We start from the raw sequence: 18,214 nt of genomic DNA, 5'->3' as shown, positions 1-18,214 counted from the left end.
CGAGCAGTCATTCCAGTATAGAAAAAGAAAAATTTAGGAAGAATTATGGAACAAGAACAACATAGAAATATCAAAGCCTCTTGGTTTTTTAAGTGGTTTATCAATAATAAAGTTGTTGCGGGACTATCTATCTTTTTACTCCTGCTATTAAATATATTTTTGCTTAACAAAGTTGGATTTCTGTTTAGACCTATTGGAGACTTCATTACGATTATCTCACTTCCTTTGGTTCTCGCAGCGGTATTCTATTATCTTCTTAATCCTATTGTTGATTTTTTTGAAAAACGGAGAATTCCACGTTTAGCAAGTATTATCGTGCTTTTTGTGATTATTATTGCGTTAATTGTCTGGGGACTAATTGTAGCAATCCCCAATATTATTGACGGCGTAGAAAAATTTGCTTCTTCGGTGCCTCACTATGTCAACATTGCGCAAGATGAAGTTAATAATTTACTCCGTAATCCACGATTCAAACAGTTCCGCCCACAAGCAGATCAGTTTGCAGATTCTATTGGTAATCAGCTCATTGACTGGTCTAAGACATTTTCCGCAACAGCTGTAACTTCACTGACAAGTATTATTGGAAAAACGACAAGTGTTTTGATTTCTCTAATTATTTTCCCATTTGTTCTCTTTTATCTCCTCCGAGACGGGAAAAACTTAAATCACTTTGTCACTCACCTTCTACCTAATAATTGGCGTAAAGATACCTCAAAAGTGTTACATGAAATCAATAGTCAGTTGTCAAACTATGTTCGCGGACAAATTTTGGTTGCGATTGTCGTGGCGATTATGTTTATGATTGGTCTACCTATCGTAGGTTTACGCTATGCTATTCCACTTGCTATCACTGCAGGTTTCCTAAATCTAGTTCCGTTTTTAGGATCGTTTCTTGCAGCAATTCCGATGCTCATTGTTGGTTTAGCTATTGGTGGACCTTTCATGTTAGTAAAAGTATTGATTGTTATCGTTATTGAGCAAACAATTGAAGGACGTTTTGTTTCACCGCTTATTCTTGGGAAACAATTGGCTGTCCACCCTATTACAATTTTATTTGTCTTACTTACAGCAGGGAAAATTTTCGGTGTTTGGGGTGTTTTACTCGGAATCCCATTCTATGCAGCAATAAAAGTTATTGTCGTTCATTTTTATTGGTGGTATCGGGAAATTTCAGTGCTTTATAGAGAAGAAGTCGGTCAAGAAGAGTTTGAAGACTAATACGATTCAAGTCAACCACTTTTGGAGCTTGAGATATACAGACTTAAAAGAAAGGAAATCAGATGTCTTATTCAGAAGATACAATTGATTTTTTACATCAAGGCGATTTGATTGGAATGCAAAATTCGCTTGCTAAAGCACTAAAAAATGACGATGATGAACTCCTCTCAGACCTTGCCGAATACTTACAGATGATGGGATTCATTGATGAAAGTCAGCAAATTTATGATAAAATCATGCAAAATCACCCAGAGTCAACAGACTACCTGATTAATCTCGCTGAAATCGCTGAAGATAATGGTAACTTAGACGAGGCTCTAAGTTATCTTTATCAAATTTCTTCACAGGATGAAAATTATGTTGCTGCTCTCGTCAAAATTGCTGATTTATACCAATTTGATGGGGATTTTGAGACAGCAATCTCCAAGCTAGAAGAAGCTCGTGAATATTCAGATTCCCCATTGATTACTTTTGCTCTTGCTGAATCTTACTATTCTCAAGGAGACTATCAAGCTGCAATCACTGAATATGCTAAACTTTCTGAACGTAAAATTTTACATGATACAAAAATTTCAATTTATCAAAGAATAGGCGATTCATATGCCCAATTAGGTAATTTTGAAAATGCTATTTCTTTCTTAGAAAAATCATTTGAGTTTGATAAAAAAGCAGAAACGCTATACGAGATTGCACTTTTATACGGAGAAATTCATAACGAATCACGCGCAATTTCTGTGTTTAAAAAATTAGAGAAAATGGATGTTGATTTTTTGAGTTACGAGCTTGCCTATGCTCAAACTTTAGAAGAAAATCAGCAATTTGAAGAAGCGTTAAATATGGCAGAAAAAGGATTGCAAAAAAATCCTAACTCCGTTCCACTCTTACATTTCGCTTCAAAGATAAGCTTTAAATTAAAAAATGATGAAGCAGCTGAACATTATCTTATAGAAGGTTTAAACTTTCCTGAATTACACGATGAAACGGTTTTTCTGCTCGCGAATCTCTATTTCAATGAAGAAGATTTTGAAGCTGTTATAAATTTACAATCATTATTAGAAGAAGAACATCCACTCGCTCAATGGCTTTTTGCAAGTAGTTACAAAGCGCTTGAAAAAGACCTAAAAGCAAGCAAATTATACGAAGAATTAATGCTGACTAACCTGTCAGAGAATCCTGAATTTCTGTCAGACTATATCGAATTTTTACGCGAAAGCGGTAAAGCGGGTAAAGCTAAAGCACTCATTTCACAATACTTGGATTTAGTTCCAGATGATGAAGAAATGAGAATATTACTCTCTGAATACTATGAATAAAAGGAAGCAGTATAATAATAACCTGTCAGCACGCTGACAGGTTTTATACTAAATCGCGATTAATTGTAAAAGCATAAAAGTTCTGATAAAATTGAAATGAAATAGTCTGAAATTATTTGATGATTATAATATAAACTTATAAAGAATGAGAGAAGTCATGTCTGATAAAAAATTTGGCGCAGATTTAATTGTAGATAGTCTAATTAATCATAATGTAAAATATGTTTTTGGTATCCCAGGAGCAAAAATTGACCGTGTCTTTGACCTGTTAGAAAATGAAAAAGGACCGAAACTTGTTGTGACTCGTCACGAACAAGGGGCAGCCTTTATGGCACAAGCTGTAGGACGTCTTACAGGTGAGCCTGGAGTAGCTGTTGTAACTAGTGGACCAGGAGTTTCAAACCTTGCCACTCCGCTATTGACTGCCACATCTGAAGGAGATGCAATCCTCGCTATCGGCGGGCAAGTTAAACGTAGTGATAGACTGAAACGCGCTCATCAATCAATGGACAATGCAGCGATGATGCAGGCTGCCACTAAGTATTCGGCAGAAGTTCTCGACCCTACGACACTCTCTGAAACAATTGCAAATGCCTATCGGATTGCAAAAACTGGTCGTCCAGGTGCAACATTCTTATCTATTCCACAAGATGTGACAGACTCAGAAGTTACACTTAAAGCGATTAAACCATTATCTGACCCTAAAATGGGGAATGCTTCGATTGATGATATTAATTATCTTGCACAAGCAATTAAAAATGCTGTTTTACCTGTTATTCTCGTTGGTGCGGGTGCCTCAGATGCAAAAGTAGCTTCATCATTACGTAACTTACTTACTCATGTAAATATTCCTGTTGTCGAAACTTTCCAAGGTGCAGGTGTCATTTCGCGTGACTTAGAACATACATTTTATGGTCGGATTGGACTTTTCCGCAATCAACCTGGGGATATGCTTTTGAAACGCTCAGATTTAGTTATTGCAGTAGGTTACGACCCAATTGAGTATGAGGCTCGTAACTGGAACGCCGAAATTGATAGCCGTATCATTGTTATTGACAATGCCATTGCTGAGATTGATACTTATTACCAACCAGAGCGTGAGCTCATTGGCGATATCGCAGCAACACTTGACAATCTTTTGCCAGCTGTACGTGGCTATCAAATTCCTGAAGGAACTAAAGAATACCTTGATGGTTTGCACGAAGTGGCAGAACAACACGAGTTTGACACTGAAAATACAGTTGAAGGTCGGATGCATCCACTTGACCTCGTAACAACATTTCAAGAGATTGTAAAAGATGATGAAACCGTCACTGTTGACGTAGGTTCTCTCTATATCTGGATGGCGCGTCATTTCAAATCTTATGAACCACGTCATTTACTCTTCTCAAATGGAATGCAGACTCTTGGAGTAGCACTTCCTTGGGCAATCACTGCAGCTCTTCTGCGTCCTGGGAAAAAAGTTTACTCACATTCGGGTGATGGTGGGTTCCTTTTCACAGGGCAAGAACTTGAAACAGCAGTTCGTTTAAATCTTCCAATCATTCAAATTATTTGGAATGATGGCCATTACGACATGGTTAAATTCCAAGAGGAAATGAAATATGGGCGTTCAGCCGCAGTTGATTTTGGTTTCGTTGACTATGTAAAATATGCAGAATCTATGGGAGCCAAAGGATATCGTGCGCATACAAAAGAAGAACTAACTGAAATCCTTAAATCAATCCCTGATACAACTGGACCTGTTGTAATTGATGTTCCACTTGACTATTCAGATAACAGCAAATTAGCTGAAAAATTGCTACCTGAAGAATTCTATTGATTCATCCAAAAATAATAGAAAAATGTCAAACTACTAAATCAAAAGTTCTGTTCATTCAGGACTTTTTTATATTAAACTAAACCCCTCTTGAATATTCAAGAGGGGTTTAGTTAATCAAGAAACTTTTTCAATTAACGCAAGTGCAGCATTTACCTCATCTTCTGACAAATGGTGAGAAGCGATGTAACGGTTATTAGGATGAATACGACACTCCTGAGAGCAACTTCCTAAGTATTTTATTTCGTTTTCCTCAGATGATAGAATACGGCGATTACATTCTGGATTGGCACAGTTGATATAACGCTCACAAGGGCTACCATCAAACCAGTCACGTCCAACGATAATATGTTCTTTTTGATTGATAGATACAGCGATACGACTGTCAAATACATACATCTGACCATCCCACAAGTCTCCTTGAACTTCAGGGTCTTTACCATAAGTAGCAATTCCACCATGAAGTTGTCCTACATCCTTAAATCCCTCTCTAACGAGCCATCCAGAAAACTTTTCACATCGAATTCCACCTGTGCAATAAGTTAAAACACGTTTTTCCATAAATTGTTCTTTATTATCACGAATCCATTGAGGAAGTTCACGGAAATTACGAATTTCAGGACGAATAGCCCCTCGAAAATGTCCGAGGTCAAATTCATAATCATTTCTGGCATCAATAACTACTGTATCTTCAGCTAACATCGCTTCATGAAACTCTTTTGGAGTAAGATAGTCACCAGTCAAATCTAGAGGATTGATATCATCCTCAAGGCTTAAATTCACAAGTTCTGGCCTATAACGGACGTGCATCTTCTTAAAAGCATGTTCTTCAGCTTCGTCAATTTTAAATACCATTTTAGAAAAACGAGAGTCAGCGTTCATAAGCTCCATATAAGCATCAGTTTGTTCAACTGTTCCTGAAACCGTTCCATTGATTCCTTCATCAGCAACAAGAATCCTTCCTTTGAGACCAATTTTTTTACATTCTAATAAGTGTTGTTCAGCAAAAACTGTGCCATCTTCAATTGGAACGTATTTATAATATAGTAGTACTCGATAATCTTGAGTCATTATTATTATTCTCCTTAGGGGTTTATTGATTACAATATAATCCAAATACAATTTAACCATTTTTCTTCAATCTAAAGCAAAGAAAATGCTTGTGCCTTTGCTAACAAAGTTTTTGATGTAGTATTATCCTCTCATTCTCAGGTAATATTCTCATATTATTAATTTTTATTGTGACAATATCAGTATTTTTTCGTAAATAACAATATACGAGTCTCGCTTCACAATTCGTGAGGGGTTTATATCAACCAATAGGATTGATATTGACCATAATTAGTTAATAAAAAATTTGGAGGAACTATGATAACAAATTTCGATTTATTTCGATGGAAAAATGCTGGAATGACCAATTTAGGAGTGAATAAGCTACTAAAATTTTATAGAAGATATGAAAAGAAGATAAGTTTACGTCAAATGGGACAAGTTGCACAAATCAAATCTATCCCAAATTTCATTGAATCTTATAAAAATCAGAATGTTAAAGAACTAAGAGAGAGGTACAAGCAATTTTCATCTTTTTCTATTCTTGATGAAAATTACCCAGAAAGACTAAAAGAAATCTATAATCCTCCTGTTTTAATTTTTTATCAAGGAAATATAGAATTGCTTAAAACACCTAAACTTGCATTTGTCGGAAGCCGCGAATCAACACCAAACGGTGTTAAAGCTGTTCAAAAATTAATCAAGGAACTCAATCAAAGTTTCACGATTGTCAGTGGGTTAGCGAGAGGAATTGATGCTGCAAGTCATATTTCTGCTATTAAAAATCAAACATCAACTATTGCCGTCATAGGAACAGGATTGGATATTTTTTACCCTACCGAGAATCGAAAAATACAAGAATATCTCTCAAAAAAACAACTCATCCTTTCTGAGTATGCACCTGGAGAAAAACCTCTCAAATATCATTTTCCCGAACGTAATCGTATTATTGCAGGTCTATCAAGAGGTGTAGTAGTTGTCGAAGCAAAATTAAGAAGTGGTAGTTTAATTACGTGTGAACGAGCTTTGGAAGAGGGAAGAGATGTCTTTGCTGTACCTGGAAATATCTCTGATGGTTTTTCTGACGGCTGTAATTATCTTATTCAACAGGGAGCTAAATTAGTCTTTAAAGGACAAGATATTTTAGGAGAATATATGTATTAATAAAAAAACGTTAAGACATCTATATATCAGAAGATTATGCCCTTTTTTAAAATAAAATATATAATGAGTTTTCCTATAAGAAAATGAAATAACTTGACATATTGAAAAAAACACTTTATTATGGTGGAAGTATCAAATTTTCATTAGGAATAAATATATGCCAACAGCAATTAAAAATAAAACAAAAACTACATCTAAGAAAAAGGTAACTAGAAAAAAAGTTACCCCAGGGAAAAATCTCGTTATTGTAGAGTCCCCTGCCAAAGCTAAAACAATTGAAAAATATCTTGGTCGCAATTATAAAGTTGTAGCCAGTGTGGGACATATTCGTGACCTCAAAAAGTCTTCAATGTCTGTTGATATTGAACATGACTATGAGCCACAATATATCAATATCAGAGGGAAAGCCCCTCTAATAAATTCACTCAAAAAAGAAGCTAAAGCGGCTAAAGCTGTTTATCTCGCGAGTGACCCAGACCGTGAAGGTGAGGCAATTTCATGGCATTTAGCACATATTCTTGACTTACCACTTGAAGAAAAAAATCGTGTCGTCTTTAATGAAATTACAAAAGATGCCGTGAAAAATGCTTTTAAAGAACCACGTCAAATTGACGTAGATCTTGTTGATGCCCAGCAAGCACGCCGTGTACTTGACCGTCTGGTTGGTTATTCAATTAGTCCAATCCTATGGAAGAAAGTTAAAAAAGGGTTGTCCGCAGGACGTGTCCAATCCATTGCACTAAAACTTATTGTAGACCGAGAGAATGAAATCAATGCTTTTATTCCTCAAGAATACTGGACAATTGATGGTGAGTTTAAAAAAGGAACTAAAAAATTTAAAGCATCATTTTGGGGAATTGATGGCAAGAAACGTGCGCTTGATAACAATGAAGATGTTATAGAAGTGATGCAACGTTTGGATGGTCCAGACTTTAATGTTGACAAAGTAGAGAGAAAAGAACGTAGAAGAAATGCACCTCTTCCTTATACAACTTCGTCTATGCAACAAGATGCAGCAAATAAAATTAATTTTCGAACACGAAAAACAATGATGGTCGCTCAACAGCTCTATGAAGGTCTCACACTAGGAAGTCAAGGACATCAAGGACTGATTACCTATATGCGTACGGATTCTACTCGAATTTCTCCTGTGGCTCAGAATGCTGCTCATAATTATATTGCTGACAAATTCGGTGAAAAATATAGTAAGCATGGTTCAAAAGTTAAAAATGCTGCAGGTGCACAAGATGCTCATGAGGCAATTCGGCCATCAAATGTTTTTAATACACCGGAACTCATTGCTAAATATTTAGATAAAGATCAGCTCAAACTTTATACACTTATTTGGAATCGTTTTGTTGCTAGTCAAATGACAGCCGCTGTTTTTGACACTATGAAAGTGAACTTATCACAAAACGGGGTCACTTTTGTAGCTAATGGTTCACAAGTAAAATTTGATGGTTATCTCACTATTTATAATGACTCTGATAAGTCAAATATGCTCCCTGAAATGGAAGAAAATGAAACCGTTAAGAAAGTTTCTACAAAACCTGAACAACATTTTACGCAACCCCCTGCACGATACTCTGAAGCTACTTTAATTAAGACATTAGAAGAAAATGGTGTCGGGCGTCCATCGACGTATGCTCCAACATTAGAAACAATACAGAAGCGATATTACGTAAGGTTAGTTACAAAACGTTTTGAACCTACCGAATTAGGAGAAATTGTAAATAAACTTATTGTTGAATTTTTCCCTAATATTGTAAATACTGAGTTTACTGCTGAAATGGAAAAAGACCTTGATGAAGTTGAGGAAGGCAAACGTAAATGGGTTGAAGTTGTTGATCAGTTTTATAAACCATTTGCTAAAGAACTTAACAATGCAGAACAGGGCATGGAAAAAATTCAAATCAAAGATGAACCTGCTGGTTTCAACTGTGATGTTTGTGGCAGCCCAATGGTCATCAAACTCGGTCGTTTTGGTAAGTTCTATGCTTGTAGCAACTTCCCAGATTGTCGTAACACGAAAGCAATTGTCAAAGATATTGGTGTGAAATGCCCTATATGTCATGAGGGAAATATCATTGAGCGTAAAACTAAGAAAAATCGTCTTTTCTATGGTTGTGACCGGTATCCAGATTGTGATTTTACAAGTTGGGATAAGCCTATTGGTCGGGATTGCCCTAAATCTGGTGATTTTCTTGTTGAGAAAAAAGTACGCGGTGGCGGTAAACAAGTTGTATGTTCTAATGCTGAGTGTGATTATCAAGAAGAAAAACAAAAATAAAAAAGCTGAGTTTTTACAACTTGGCTTTTAGTGAGAACTCTTAGAAGGTTGAAAAAGCTGAAAATCTTAGCTTTTTTTGCTACAATAAAGAAATGAAAAAAACACATATCAATGTTATTGGAGCGGGTCTCGCAGGCTCTGAGGCGGCTTACCAAATTGCTAAACGTGGTATCCCAGTTAAACTTTATGAAATGCGTGGAGTGAAGCCTACTCCTCAGCATAAAACTGATAAATTTGCAGAACTCGTCTGTTCTAATTCTTTCCGTGGTGCAGCACTCACCAATGCGGTAGGATTATTAAAAGAAGAGATGAGAAGACTTGATTCAGTAATCATGCAAGGTGCTCAAGCGACACAAGTCCCTGCAGGTGGTGCATTAGCTGTAGACCGTGAAGCTTTTTCTAACTTTGTTACCTCTCATGTTTCTGAGCATCCTTTAATTGAGGTATTCCGTGAAGAAATTACTGAGTTTCCAGAAGATGAGATAACAATTATTGCAACAGGACCCCTGACTTCGGATCGTTTAGCCGCAAAAATCCATGAACTTAATGGTGGCGATGGTTTTTATTTTTACGATGCTGCTGCTCCGATTATTGATGCAAATTCGATTGATTTTAACAAAGTCTATAAAAAATCTCGTTACGATAAGGGAGAAGCCGATTATATCAACTGTCCTATGACCAAAGAAGAATTTCAAACTTTTCAAGAAGCATTGATTACCGCAGAAGAAGCACCATTAAATTCTTTTGAAGATATGAAAGTTTTTGAAGGATGTATGCCTATCGAAGAAATGGCTAAACGTGGGTATAAAACCATGCTTTTTGGTCCTATGAAACCGGTTGGTCTGGAGTATCCAGAGGATTATACGGGGCCTCGTGATGGAGAATTTAAGACACCTTATGCAGTAGTACAACTTCGTCAAGATAATGCCAGTGCTTCACTTTATAATATCGTTGGTTTTCAAACTCATCTTAAATGGGGTGAACAAAAACGTGTTTTTCGTATGATTCCAGGTCTTGAAAATGCTGAATTTGTACGTTTTGGTGTAATGCATAGAAACTCGTATATGGATTCACCTCATTTACTTGAGCAAACTTTTCAATCACGTAAACAAGAAAATCTTTTTTTCGCTGGTCAAATGACAGGTGTTGAGGGTTATGTTGAGTCTGCAGCTTCTGGTTTGATAGCTGGAATAAATGCCACTCGTTTATTTAAAGGTGAAGAAACAATTATTTTCCCGCAAACAACTGCAATCGGAAGTTTACCTTATTATATCACTCATGCTGATAGTAAACATTTTCAGCCGATGAATGTTACTTTCGGAATTGTTGAGGAGCTAGATGGTCCACGTATTCGTGACAAAAAGGAACGGTACTCGAAAGTAGCTGAACGGGCGCTAAGAGATTTAGAAAAAACAATCTCATTAATCAAGTAAACTTGATTAAAAAAGTGTTCTATTTCGTATTTTGAGCAGAATAATGTGAACAAAAAAGTCTATTAGATAAAGCTAATAGACTTTTTTTGAGGTAAAATACAGTATTTTGTTGACAATTTAAAATATTAAGAGTATTATAATATAAATTAACAAAAGAGGAACTTGAAATGACATATAAACAATTTTCATTGTTGTTGATCAAGGTGGACCTACATTAGCTATCAATTTGGCTAAAATGTGTAGGTCCTGTTTGGCGATAGTCATTTCGAGGACCAGAGAGACGTCCTCAAGGACGTCTTTTTTGTTTTTAATATTTTAAAAAAGGAAGAAAAGAACATGAGGAAAATTGAATTTTTTGATACTACGCTCAGAGATGGAGAGCAAACACCAGGAGTTAGCTTCTCAATTGCAGAGAAAGTAGCTATTGCTAAACAACTAGAAAAATGGGGAATTTCCGTTATTGAAGCAGGATTCCCTGCAGCAAGTCCAGATAGTTTTGAAGCTGTAAGGCAAATCTCAGAAACATTGCAGAAAACAGCAGTTACGGGCCTTGCTCGTTGTGTGATTTCGGATATAGATTGTGCAGTAGAGGCAGTAAGAAAGGCTAAACATCCACAAATTCATGTTTTTATTGCAACAAGTCCTATTCATATGGAATATAAACTAAAGATGACTCCGGATGAAGTTTTAGAAACAATCAATAAATGTGTGAAATATGCGCGAGAGCGTATCGAAATTGTTGAGTTCTCTCCTGAGGATGCCACACGTACAGAACCTGATTTCCTTTTGAAAGCTGTGCAAACTGCAGTGGATGCAGGAGCGACATACATTAACATTCCTGATACCGTGGGTTATACAACGCCTGAAGAATATGCAAAAATTTTTAAAATGCTCATTGAAAATATCAAATCTGAGCGTAAGATTATTTTTAGTCCCCATTGTCATGATGATTTAGGGATGGCAGTTGCTAATTCTTTGGCAGCGATTAAGGCTGGAGCTGGACGTGTTGAGGGCACTGTGAACGGAATTGGCGAACGTGCTGGAAATGCTGCTCTAGAAGAAATTGCTGTTGCTCTACATATTCGTGAAGATTTTTATGAAGCAAATTCTCCTTTGCAACTTTCGGAAACGGTTAATACCGCTGCACTCGTTAGTCAATTTTCAGGTATTGCGATTCCTAAAAATAAAGCTGTGGTAGGTAAGAATGCTTTTGCACATGAATCGGGTATTCATCAAGATGGTGTGCTAAAAAATGCTCAAACTTATGAAATTATCACACCTGAATTAGTTGGTATCTTCCATAATTCACTACCTTTAGGGAAGTTATCTGGACGTCATGCTTTTATGAATAAATTGTCAACCCTTGGAATTCCTTATGATGATAGTGAGATAAATGAACTATTTGCCAGATTTAAAGCCTTAGCAGATAAGAAGAAAGAAATCACTGATGCTGACATCCACGCGCTGGTATCTGGTCATACTATTAAAAATCTTGAAGGCTTCGAGTTTTATAGCGTTAAATTTGATAATACTGTTCATGGTAAACATACTGCAACAGTAACTTTGAGAAATCAAGAGGCTGAGGAATTTGAGACTACTGCTGATGGTTCGGGTTCAATTGATGCCATTTTTAAAGCAATTGATCAAGTGTTTAATCACGAATCACGTCTTCTCAGTTATTCGGTTGAAGCCGTAACTGATGGTGTTGATGCTCAAGCAACAACAATTATTTCTATTGAAAATCTTAGCACTGGTACAATTTTTAATGCAAAAGGGATTGATTATGATGTGCTTAAAGGTGGGGCAATGGCTTACATGAATGCTAATGTGTTGATACAAAAAGAAAATAATGCTTAGAAAAGATGAGGTAGGGAGAAAAGGTGATGAAAAAAATTGTTACATTATCAGGTGATGGGATTGGCCCAGAAATCATGAAGGCGGGTTTAAGAGTTCTCACTCATGTGGCAGATAAAATTAATTTTGATTATGAGATTGAGGAAAAAGATTTTGGAGGTGTGGCAATTGATAAGTATGGACTTCCATTGCCTGAGGATACTTTAGAGGCGAGTAAAAACGCAGATGCTATCTTGCTTGCTGCAATTGGAGCACCTCAATATAATAATAAGGAAATCAGACCTGAACAGGGTTTGCTGGCATTGCGTAAAGCATTAGGGCTTTATGCAAATGTGCGTCCTTTGAAAATCTATCCAGCTTTAGCGAAATTATCTCCAATCAGAAATGTAAAGGATGTGGATTTTGTGGTTATTCGTGAGCTTACGGGCGGAGTTTATTTTGGTGAACATACGCTTGAGATGGAATGGGCGCGTGATATTAATAATTATACTGCTGAGGAAATTAGAAGAATTATGCGTTTTGCTTTTGAGGTGGCACGTACACGACCACGCAAGTTGGTGACCTCAGTAGACAAGCAAAATGTACTTGCAACAAGTAAACTTTGGCGGCGCATTGCAAATGAGGTCGCAGCTGAATATCCAGATATTGCTTTTGAGCATCAGCTTGTTGATAGTTGTGCGATGTTTTTGATTACTCAGCCTCAAAAATTTGATGTGATTGTGACAGAAAATCTTTTTGGTGATATTTTGAGTGATGAAGCAAGTAGTTTGGCAGGCACTTTAGGGGTGATGCCCTCGAGTTCGCATAATGCTTGTGGTCTTGCACTTTATGAGCCGATTCATGGTTCAGCACCAGATATTGCAGGGCAAGGGATTGCAAATCCTGTCAGTATGATTTTATCTGTAGCGATGATGTTGCGAGAATCTTTTGGAGAAGAAGTTGGTGCTGCAATGATTGAAAATGCTGTGACACAAACTTTTACTGATGGTATTTTGACAAATGATTTGGGTGGCAGCGCTACTACCGATGAAATGACAAAGGCAATCATAGAGCGTTTGTAATTTATGTGAGCAATAAAAGTCATTCAAATAGATTATAATCACAAATTTTGATTTGCAGTACTTTGTCAGTACTGACAGGGAAGAAAATATACTGACGGAATAATTTTTGATTTAATACTGTTGCACAAGCGCAAGGTAGTATAATTGCAGTTCATCTAACACTGCTATCCTACTGGGTAGAAATAAAGATGAGCTGGTATAAGGAGAGAGAAATGACAGCAAAAACAATATTTGACAAGCTTTGGGAACAACATATCGTGGCGGGAAATGAAGGTGAGCCTCAACTACTTTATATTGACCTTCATGTGATTCATGAAGTAACGAGTCCACAGGCTTTCCAAGGTCTGCGGGATGCAGGACGTCGCGTGCGCCGTGTTGATTTGACTTATGGAACCCTTGACCATAATGTACCAACAAAAGATATTTTTAATATTCAAGATTTGATTTCCAAAAAGCAGATTGATACTTTTACTAAAAATGTCAAAGAATTTGGTGTTCCTGCGGAAACACATGGTGGCAAGGGACAAGGAATTGTCCATATGGTTGCTCCAGAGTCAGGGCGTACACAACCAGGAAAAACGATTGTTTGTGGCGACAGTCATACCGCGACAAATGGAGCCTTTGGTGCCATTGCTTTTGGGATAGGGACAAGTGAAGTAGAACACGTGCTTGCGACTCAAACGCTTTGGCAAGTCAAACCTAAGCGAATGAAAATCGAGTTTATAGGTCATCCACAAAAAGGGGTCTATAGTAAAGACTTCATTCTCGCTTTGATTGCGAAATATGGAGTTGATGCAGGTGTGGGCTACGCTGTTGAATATACTGGTGAAGCGATTGATGATTTAACCATGGAAGAGCGAATGACAATTTGTAATATGTCTATCGAATTTGGTGCAAAAATCGGTCTGATGAACCCTGATGAAAAAACTTATGATTATGTCAAAGGACGGGACCATGCTCCAAAAGACTTTGACAAAGCTGTCAGTAACTGGAAAAATCTTGTCAGTGACCCTGATGCCATTTACGACAAAGTTTTGACACTTGATGTGAGTCAACTGAAACCCATGGTAACTTGGGGAACAAATCCAGGAATGGGGCTAGAATTTGGGGAAACTTTCCCAGAGATTAAAGATAATATCAATTACGAACGCGCCTATAATTATATGGATTTAAAGCCAGGGCAAGTCGCCTCTGATATTGAATTAGGCTATGTATTTATCGGAAGTTGTACGAATGCTAGACTTGGTGATTTACAAGAAGCTGCCAAGTTTGTCAAAGGAAAACACGTTGCTGACGGATTGACAGCAATTGTTGTTCCTGGCAGCCGTCCTGTAAAAACTGCCGCAGAAGCAGAAGGTCTGGATAAAATTTTTATAGATGCCGGTTTTGAATGGCGTGAACCTGGTTGCTCGGCTTGCCTTGGTATGAATCCTGACCAAATTCCTGAGTACGTCCATTGCGCCTCTACGAGCAACCGTAATTTTGAGGGACGCCAAGGACATAATGCGCGCACTCATCTATGTAGCCCAGCGATGGCAGCAGCAGCAGCAATTGCTGGAAAATTCGTTGATGTAAGACATTTAGTTACTGACCAATTCTAAAAATTATACTGACTCATCTTTAAAAGTTAAACAGTATTAGGAACAAAAATTTCTGTCAGTATACTGACAGACTATCAGGCTAGTTGATAGTTCCTCTATCTCACCCATGCTCATGCGAGTTACATTGAACTGACAGACTTGTCAGCAAGCATCAAGACCAAGAAAGAAGAAAAAATGGAAAAATTCACTGTCTACAAGGGCACGACTGTCCCTTTGATGAATGATAATATAGACACAGACCAAATCATTCCAAAACAATTTTTAAAATCAATTGATAAAAAAGGCTTTGGTAAAAATTTATTTTACGAATGGCGATATCAAAAAGACTATGATGAAAATCCTGACTTTATTCTGAATTATCCAGAATACCAAACAGCAAGCCTTCTCATCTCAGGCGATAACTTTGGTTCGGGTTCAAGTCGTGAACACGCTGCATGGGCTTTATCAGATTATGGTTTTAGAGCAATTATCGCAGGGTCTTATTCTGATATTTTTTATAATAACAGCTTAAAAAATGGACTTTTGCCGATTACACAACCAAGAAATATCTTAGAACAACTTGCAGGGCTTTCCAGTCAAGAGCAAATTAGTATTGATTTGCCCCATCAACTCATTCAGACAAGTGTTGGAGAATTTCATTTTGATATTGATCCGATTTGGAAAGATAAACTCATCAATGGGTTAGATGATATAGGAATTACACTGCAGTATGAGAAAGAGATTCAACAATACGAACAACAGCATCAATAAAGTGGAGTTTATATGACAATTATTAACTTCAAGAACGTTAATCTCGTTCGTGGAAAAAAGCACATTCTAAGAAATATCAACTGGCAGGTAAATCAAGGCGAGAATTGGTCAATACTGGGGTTAAATGGTTCAGGAAAATCAAGTTTACTCAAGCTCATTTTAGCTGAAGAATGGAAAACATCGGGTGATATTTCTGTATTGGATATTAAGTTTGGATCAGGTGAAATTCCACGTCTTAGAAAACGTGTTAGCGTCGTTGGTTCCTTTATCGCAGAGCGATTTAGCTCAACAATAAAAGCAGAGAACTTAGTTTATACAGGAAAATTTAACTCTAGTATGCTGTATAAACCTTATACCAATCAGGAGCTCGATGAGGCGCGCGATTTACTCAAATCAATCGGTGCAGGACATCTTATTGGTCGCACTTACGGAACACTTTCTCAAGGCGAAAAACAGTTGTTATTGATAGCCAGAAGTCTGATTTTAAACCCTGAAATATTAATCTTAGATGAAGCGACGAATGGATTAGACCTGTTTGCTAAAGAGAAATTACAAGTTCAACTTCATCAAATAAAAAATTTAGACAAGTCTCCGACAATGATTTATATCACCCACCATCCTGATGAGATTAGCGAAGATTTTACTCATTTGCTTCTCCTCAGAGATGGGCAGGTTATTCAGGCTGGAGTCAAAAAAGATTTGCTCAACGAAAAGATACTCTCAGATTTTTATCAAGAAAATATAGAAATTCACCAGATTCGTCATAAATACTTTGTTATTCCTAAAACAATGGATTGTAATTTTAAGATGAATAATAAATAATAAAATTTTATTTTATGTATTATATCGAATTTTCTGATAAATTATTGAATTTTATATATTTTAATGATAAAATAGCTCTATTAAAAATTTCTAAGAAGGTAGATAATCAGTGGAATTCAAATATAATGGTAAAACAGAAGCCATCGAACTTAACAAATACTCAAAAACACTAACCCAAGATCCCACTCAACCAGCAACTCAAGCGATGTACTACGGTATCGGTTTTAAAGATGAAGACTTTAAAAAAGCCCAAGTCGGCATTGTCAGTATGGACTGGGACGGAAATCCCTGTAATATGCATCTTGGAACACTTGGTGGGAAAATCAAAGCCTCTGTCAATCAAACAGAAGGATTAATTGGTTTACAATTTCATACGATCGGCGTATCGGATGGGATTGCAAACGGTAAACTTGGAATGAGATATAGCTTGGTAAGCCGTGAGGTCATTGCTGACAGTATTGAGACCAACGCTGGCGCAGAATACTACGATGCGATTGTTTCTGTACCAGGCTGTGACAAAAATATGCCAGGCTCGATTATTGGAATGGCGAGACTCAATCGACCTTCAATCATGGTTTACGGTGGAACAATAGAACACGGTGAATACAAAGGTGAAAAACTAAACATTGTTTCAGCTTTTGAAGCTTTAGGGCAAAAAATTACAGGTAATATCTCCGAAGAAGATTATCATGGTTGTATCAAAAATGCAATTCCAGGAGCTGGGGCTTGTGGTGGAATGTATACAGCAAATACATTAGCGTCAGCAATTGAAACGCTTGGAATGAGTTTGCCATATTCTGCATCAAATCCTGCGGTCAGTCCAGAAAAACAAGAAGAATGTGATGAAATCGGCGCAGCAATCAAAAATTTGCTTGAAAAGGATATTAAGCCAAGTGATATTATGACCAAAGAAGCGTTTGAAAACGCAATTACGATTGTCATGGTGCTTGGTGGCTCGACTAATGCGGTATTACATATCATTGCAATGGCAAATGCCATCGGTGTTGAAATTACGCAAGACGACTTCCAAAGAATTTCAGATGTAACACCTGTTCTTGGTGATTTTAAGCCAAGCGGAAAGTACATGATGGAAGACTTACACAAAATTGGTGGTGTGCCTGCCGTTCTCAAATATTTGCTCAAAGAAGGTAAACTTCACGGAGACTGTTTAACGGTTACAGGTAAAACTTTAGCTGAAAATGTTGCCAATGCGCTTGATTTGGACTTTGAAAATCAAGACATCATGCATTCGCTTTCTGATCCAATCAAAGCAACAGGACATTTACAAATTTTATATGGCAACCTCGCTGAAGGTGGTTCTGTCGCAAAAATTTCTGGTAAAGAAGGCGAATTTTTCAAAGGAACGGCGCGAGTCTTTGATGGCGAGCAACATTTCATTGATGGGATTGAGTCTGGAAGGTTGCACGCAGGCGATGTTGCTGTCATACGTAATATTGGTCCTGTCGGTGGTCCAGGAATGCCTGAAATGCTTAAACCAACCTCTGCTTTGATTGGTGCTGGACTTGGCAAATCTTGTGCGCTGATTACAGATGGAAGATTTTCAGGTGGGACACACGGATTTGTTGTAGGTCATATTGTTCCTGAAGCTGTTGAAGGTGGATTGATCGGTTTAGTTGAAGATGAGGACATCATCGAAATTGATGCTACTAACAATACGATAACATTGAAAGTTGATGATGAGGAAATCGCGCGTCGTCGTGCAGCATACGTGCGTCCGTTACCCAAAGCAACACGTGGTGTACTCGCAAAATTTGCAAAACTGACACGACCTGCTAGTGAGGGCTGTGTGACAGATTTATGAAAATACAGTTCAGAACA

General features: G+C 37.2%; 13 protein-coding genes. 12 read left to right on the top strand and 1 reads right to left on the bottom strand.

What is annotated here, in order from left to right; translation table 11 throughout:
• Positions 1-45: 45 nt before the first annotated feature.
• The 3 genes from D7I46_RS03880 to alsS all read left to right on the top strand — a co-directional run bounded on the left by D7I46_RS03880 (position 46) and on the right by alsS (position 4,353).
• Positions 46-1,218 carry an AI-2E family transporter gene (locus D7I46_RS03880; RefSeq protein ID WP_120771689.1) on the top strand — a complete coding sequence of 391 codons (1,173 nt, stop codon included), beginning with the start codon at positions 46-48 and terminating at the stop codon, positions 1,216-1,218.
• Between the two features lie 62 nt (positions 1,219-1,280).
• Positions 1,281-2,531 carry a tetratricopeptide repeat protein gene (locus D7I46_RS03875; protein ID WP_120771688.1) on the top strand — a complete coding sequence of 417 codons (1,251 nt, stop codon included), beginning with the start codon at positions 1,281-1,283 and terminating at the stop codon, positions 2,529-2,531.
• A 157-nt stretch (positions 2,532-2,688) separates the two neighbouring features.
• On the top strand, positions 2,689-4,353 hold the full coding sequence (alsS, locus tag D7I46_RS03870) for an acetolactate synthase AlsS (RefSeq protein WP_120771687.1): 1,665 nt from the start codon (positions 2,689-2,691) through the stop codon (positions 4,351-4,353).
• Positions 4,354-4,467: 114 nt separating this feature from the next.
• Here the strand turns inward: alsS and trhO are convergent, their stop codons facing one another.
• The gene (gene trhO / locus D7I46_RS03865) at positions 4,468-5,421 is read right to left on the bottom strand and encodes an oxygen-dependent tRNA uridine(34) hydroxylase TrhO (protein ID WP_120771686.1); all 954 of its coding nucleotides are present in this window, start codon (positions 5,419-5,421) and stop codon (positions 4,468-4,470) included.
• A 297-nt stretch (positions 5,422-5,718) separates the two neighbouring features.
• Here trhO and dprA point away from each other — a divergent pair, with 297 nt between their 5' ends.
• From dprA to ilvD, 9 genes are all read left to right on the top strand, one after another.
• Positions 5,719-6,564 carry a DNA-processing protein DprA gene (gene dprA, locus D7I46_RS03860; protein ID WP_120771685.1) on the top strand — a complete coding sequence of 282 codons (846 nt, stop codon included), beginning with the start codon at positions 5,719-5,721 and terminating at the stop codon, positions 6,562-6,564.
• A 157-nt stretch (positions 6,565-6,721) separates the two neighbouring features.
• Complete coding sequence (gene topA, locus D7I46_RS03855) at positions 6,722-8,854, top strand: type I DNA topoisomerase (protein ID WP_120771684.1); 2,133 nt, start codon at positions 6,722-6,724, stop codon at positions 8,852-8,854.
• A gap of 92 nt (positions 8,855-8,946) precedes the next feature.
• The gene (trmFO, locus tag D7I46_RS03850) at positions 8,947-10,287 is read left to right on the top strand and encodes a methylenetetrahydrofolate--tRNA-(uracil(54)-C(5))-methyltransferase (FADH(2)-oxidizing) TrmFO (protein ID WP_120771683.1); all 1,341 of its coding nucleotides are present in this window, start codon (positions 8,947-8,949) and stop codon (positions 10,285-10,287) included.
• A gap of 336 nt (positions 10,288-10,623) precedes the next feature.
• The gene (locus D7I46_RS03845) at positions 10,624-12,144 is read left to right on the top strand and encodes a 2-isopropylmalate synthase (RefSeq protein WP_120771682.1); all 1,521 of its coding nucleotides are present in this window, start codon (positions 10,624-10,626) and stop codon (positions 12,142-12,144) included.
• Positions 12,145-12,167: 23 nt separating this feature from the next.
• The gene (gene leuB / locus D7I46_RS03840) at positions 12,168-13,202 is read left to right on the top strand and encodes a 3-isopropylmalate dehydrogenase (protein ID WP_120771681.1); all 1,035 of its coding nucleotides are present in this window, start codon (positions 12,168-12,170) and stop codon (positions 13,200-13,202) included.
• 212 nt (positions 13,203-13,414) lie between these two features.
• Complete coding sequence (gene leuC, locus D7I46_RS03835) at positions 13,415-14,803, top strand: 3-isopropylmalate dehydratase large subunit (RefSeq protein ID WP_120771680.1); 1,389 nt, start codon at positions 13,415-13,417, stop codon at positions 14,801-14,803.
• A 174-nt stretch (positions 14,804-14,977) separates the two neighbouring features.
• The gene (gene leuD / locus D7I46_RS03830) at positions 14,978-15,553 is read left to right on the top strand and encodes a 3-isopropylmalate dehydratase small subunit (protein ID WP_120771679.1); all 576 of its coding nucleotides are present in this window, start codon (positions 14,978-14,980) and stop codon (positions 15,551-15,553) included.
• A gap of 12 nt (positions 15,554-15,565) precedes the next feature.
• Positions 15,566-16,375 carry an ABC transporter ATP-binding protein gene (locus D7I46_RS03825; protein WP_120771678.1) on the top strand — a complete coding sequence of 270 codons (810 nt, stop codon included), beginning with the start codon at positions 15,566-15,568 and terminating at the stop codon, positions 16,373-16,375.
• 109 nt (positions 16,376-16,484) lie between these two features.
• Positions 16,485-18,197, top strand: coding sequence for a dihydroxy-acid dehydratase (gene ilvD / locus D7I46_RS03820; RefSeq protein WP_120771677.1), 1,713 nt, complete (start codon positions 16,485-16,487; stop codon positions 18,195-18,197).
• Positions 18,198-18,214 lie beyond the last annotated feature (17 nt).

It is taken from the genome of Lactococcus allomyrinae (genome assembly GCF_003627095.1).
GTDB classification, from domain to species: Bacteria; Bacillota; Bacilli; order Lactobacillales; family Streptococcaceae; genus Lactococcus; species Lactococcus allomyrinae.
Note: the sequence above shows the minus strand (reverse complement) of the source record. Positions and strands in the feature narration are given on the sequence as shown.

Coding starts and splice junctions, on each gene's coding strand:
- dprA (WP_120771685.1), top strand. CDS start 5,719: ATGATAACAAATTTCGATTTATTTCGATGGAAAAATGCTGGAATGACC.
- D7I46_RS03875 (WP_120771688.1), top strand. CDS start 1,281: ATGTCTTATTCAGAAGATACAATTGATTTTTTACATCAAGGCGATTTG.
- D7I46_RS03825 (WP_120771678.1), top strand. CDS start 15,566: ATGACAATTATTAACTTCAAGAACGTTAATCTCGTTCGTGGAAAAAAG.
- alsS (WP_120771687.1), top strand. CDS start 2,689: ATGTCTGATAAAAAATTTGGCGCAGATTTAATTGTAGATAGTCTAATT.
- D7I46_RS03880 (WP_120771689.1), top strand. CDS start 46: ATGGAACAAGAACAACATAGAAATATCAAAGCCTCTTGGTTTTTTAAG.
- topA (WP_120771684.1), top strand. CDS start 6,722: ATGCCAACAGCAATTAAAAATAAAACAAAAACTACATCTAAGAAAAAG.
- leuD (WP_120771679.1), top strand. CDS start 14,978: ATGGAAAAATTCACTGTCTACAAGGGCACGACTGTCCCTTTGATGAAT.
- trhO (WP_120771686.1), bottom strand. CDS start 5,421: ATGACTCAAGATTATCGAGTACTACTATATTATAAATACGTTCCAATT.
- trmFO (WP_120771683.1), top strand. CDS start 8,947: ATGAAAAAAACACATATCAATGTTATTGGAGCGGGTCTCGCAGGCTCT.
- D7I46_RS03845 (WP_120771682.1), top strand. CDS start 10,624: ATGAGGAAAATTGAATTTTTTGATACTACGCTCAGAGATGGAGAGCAA.
- leuC (WP_120771680.1), top strand. CDS start 13,415: ATGACAGCAAAAACAATATTTGACAAGCTTTGGGAACAACATATCGTG.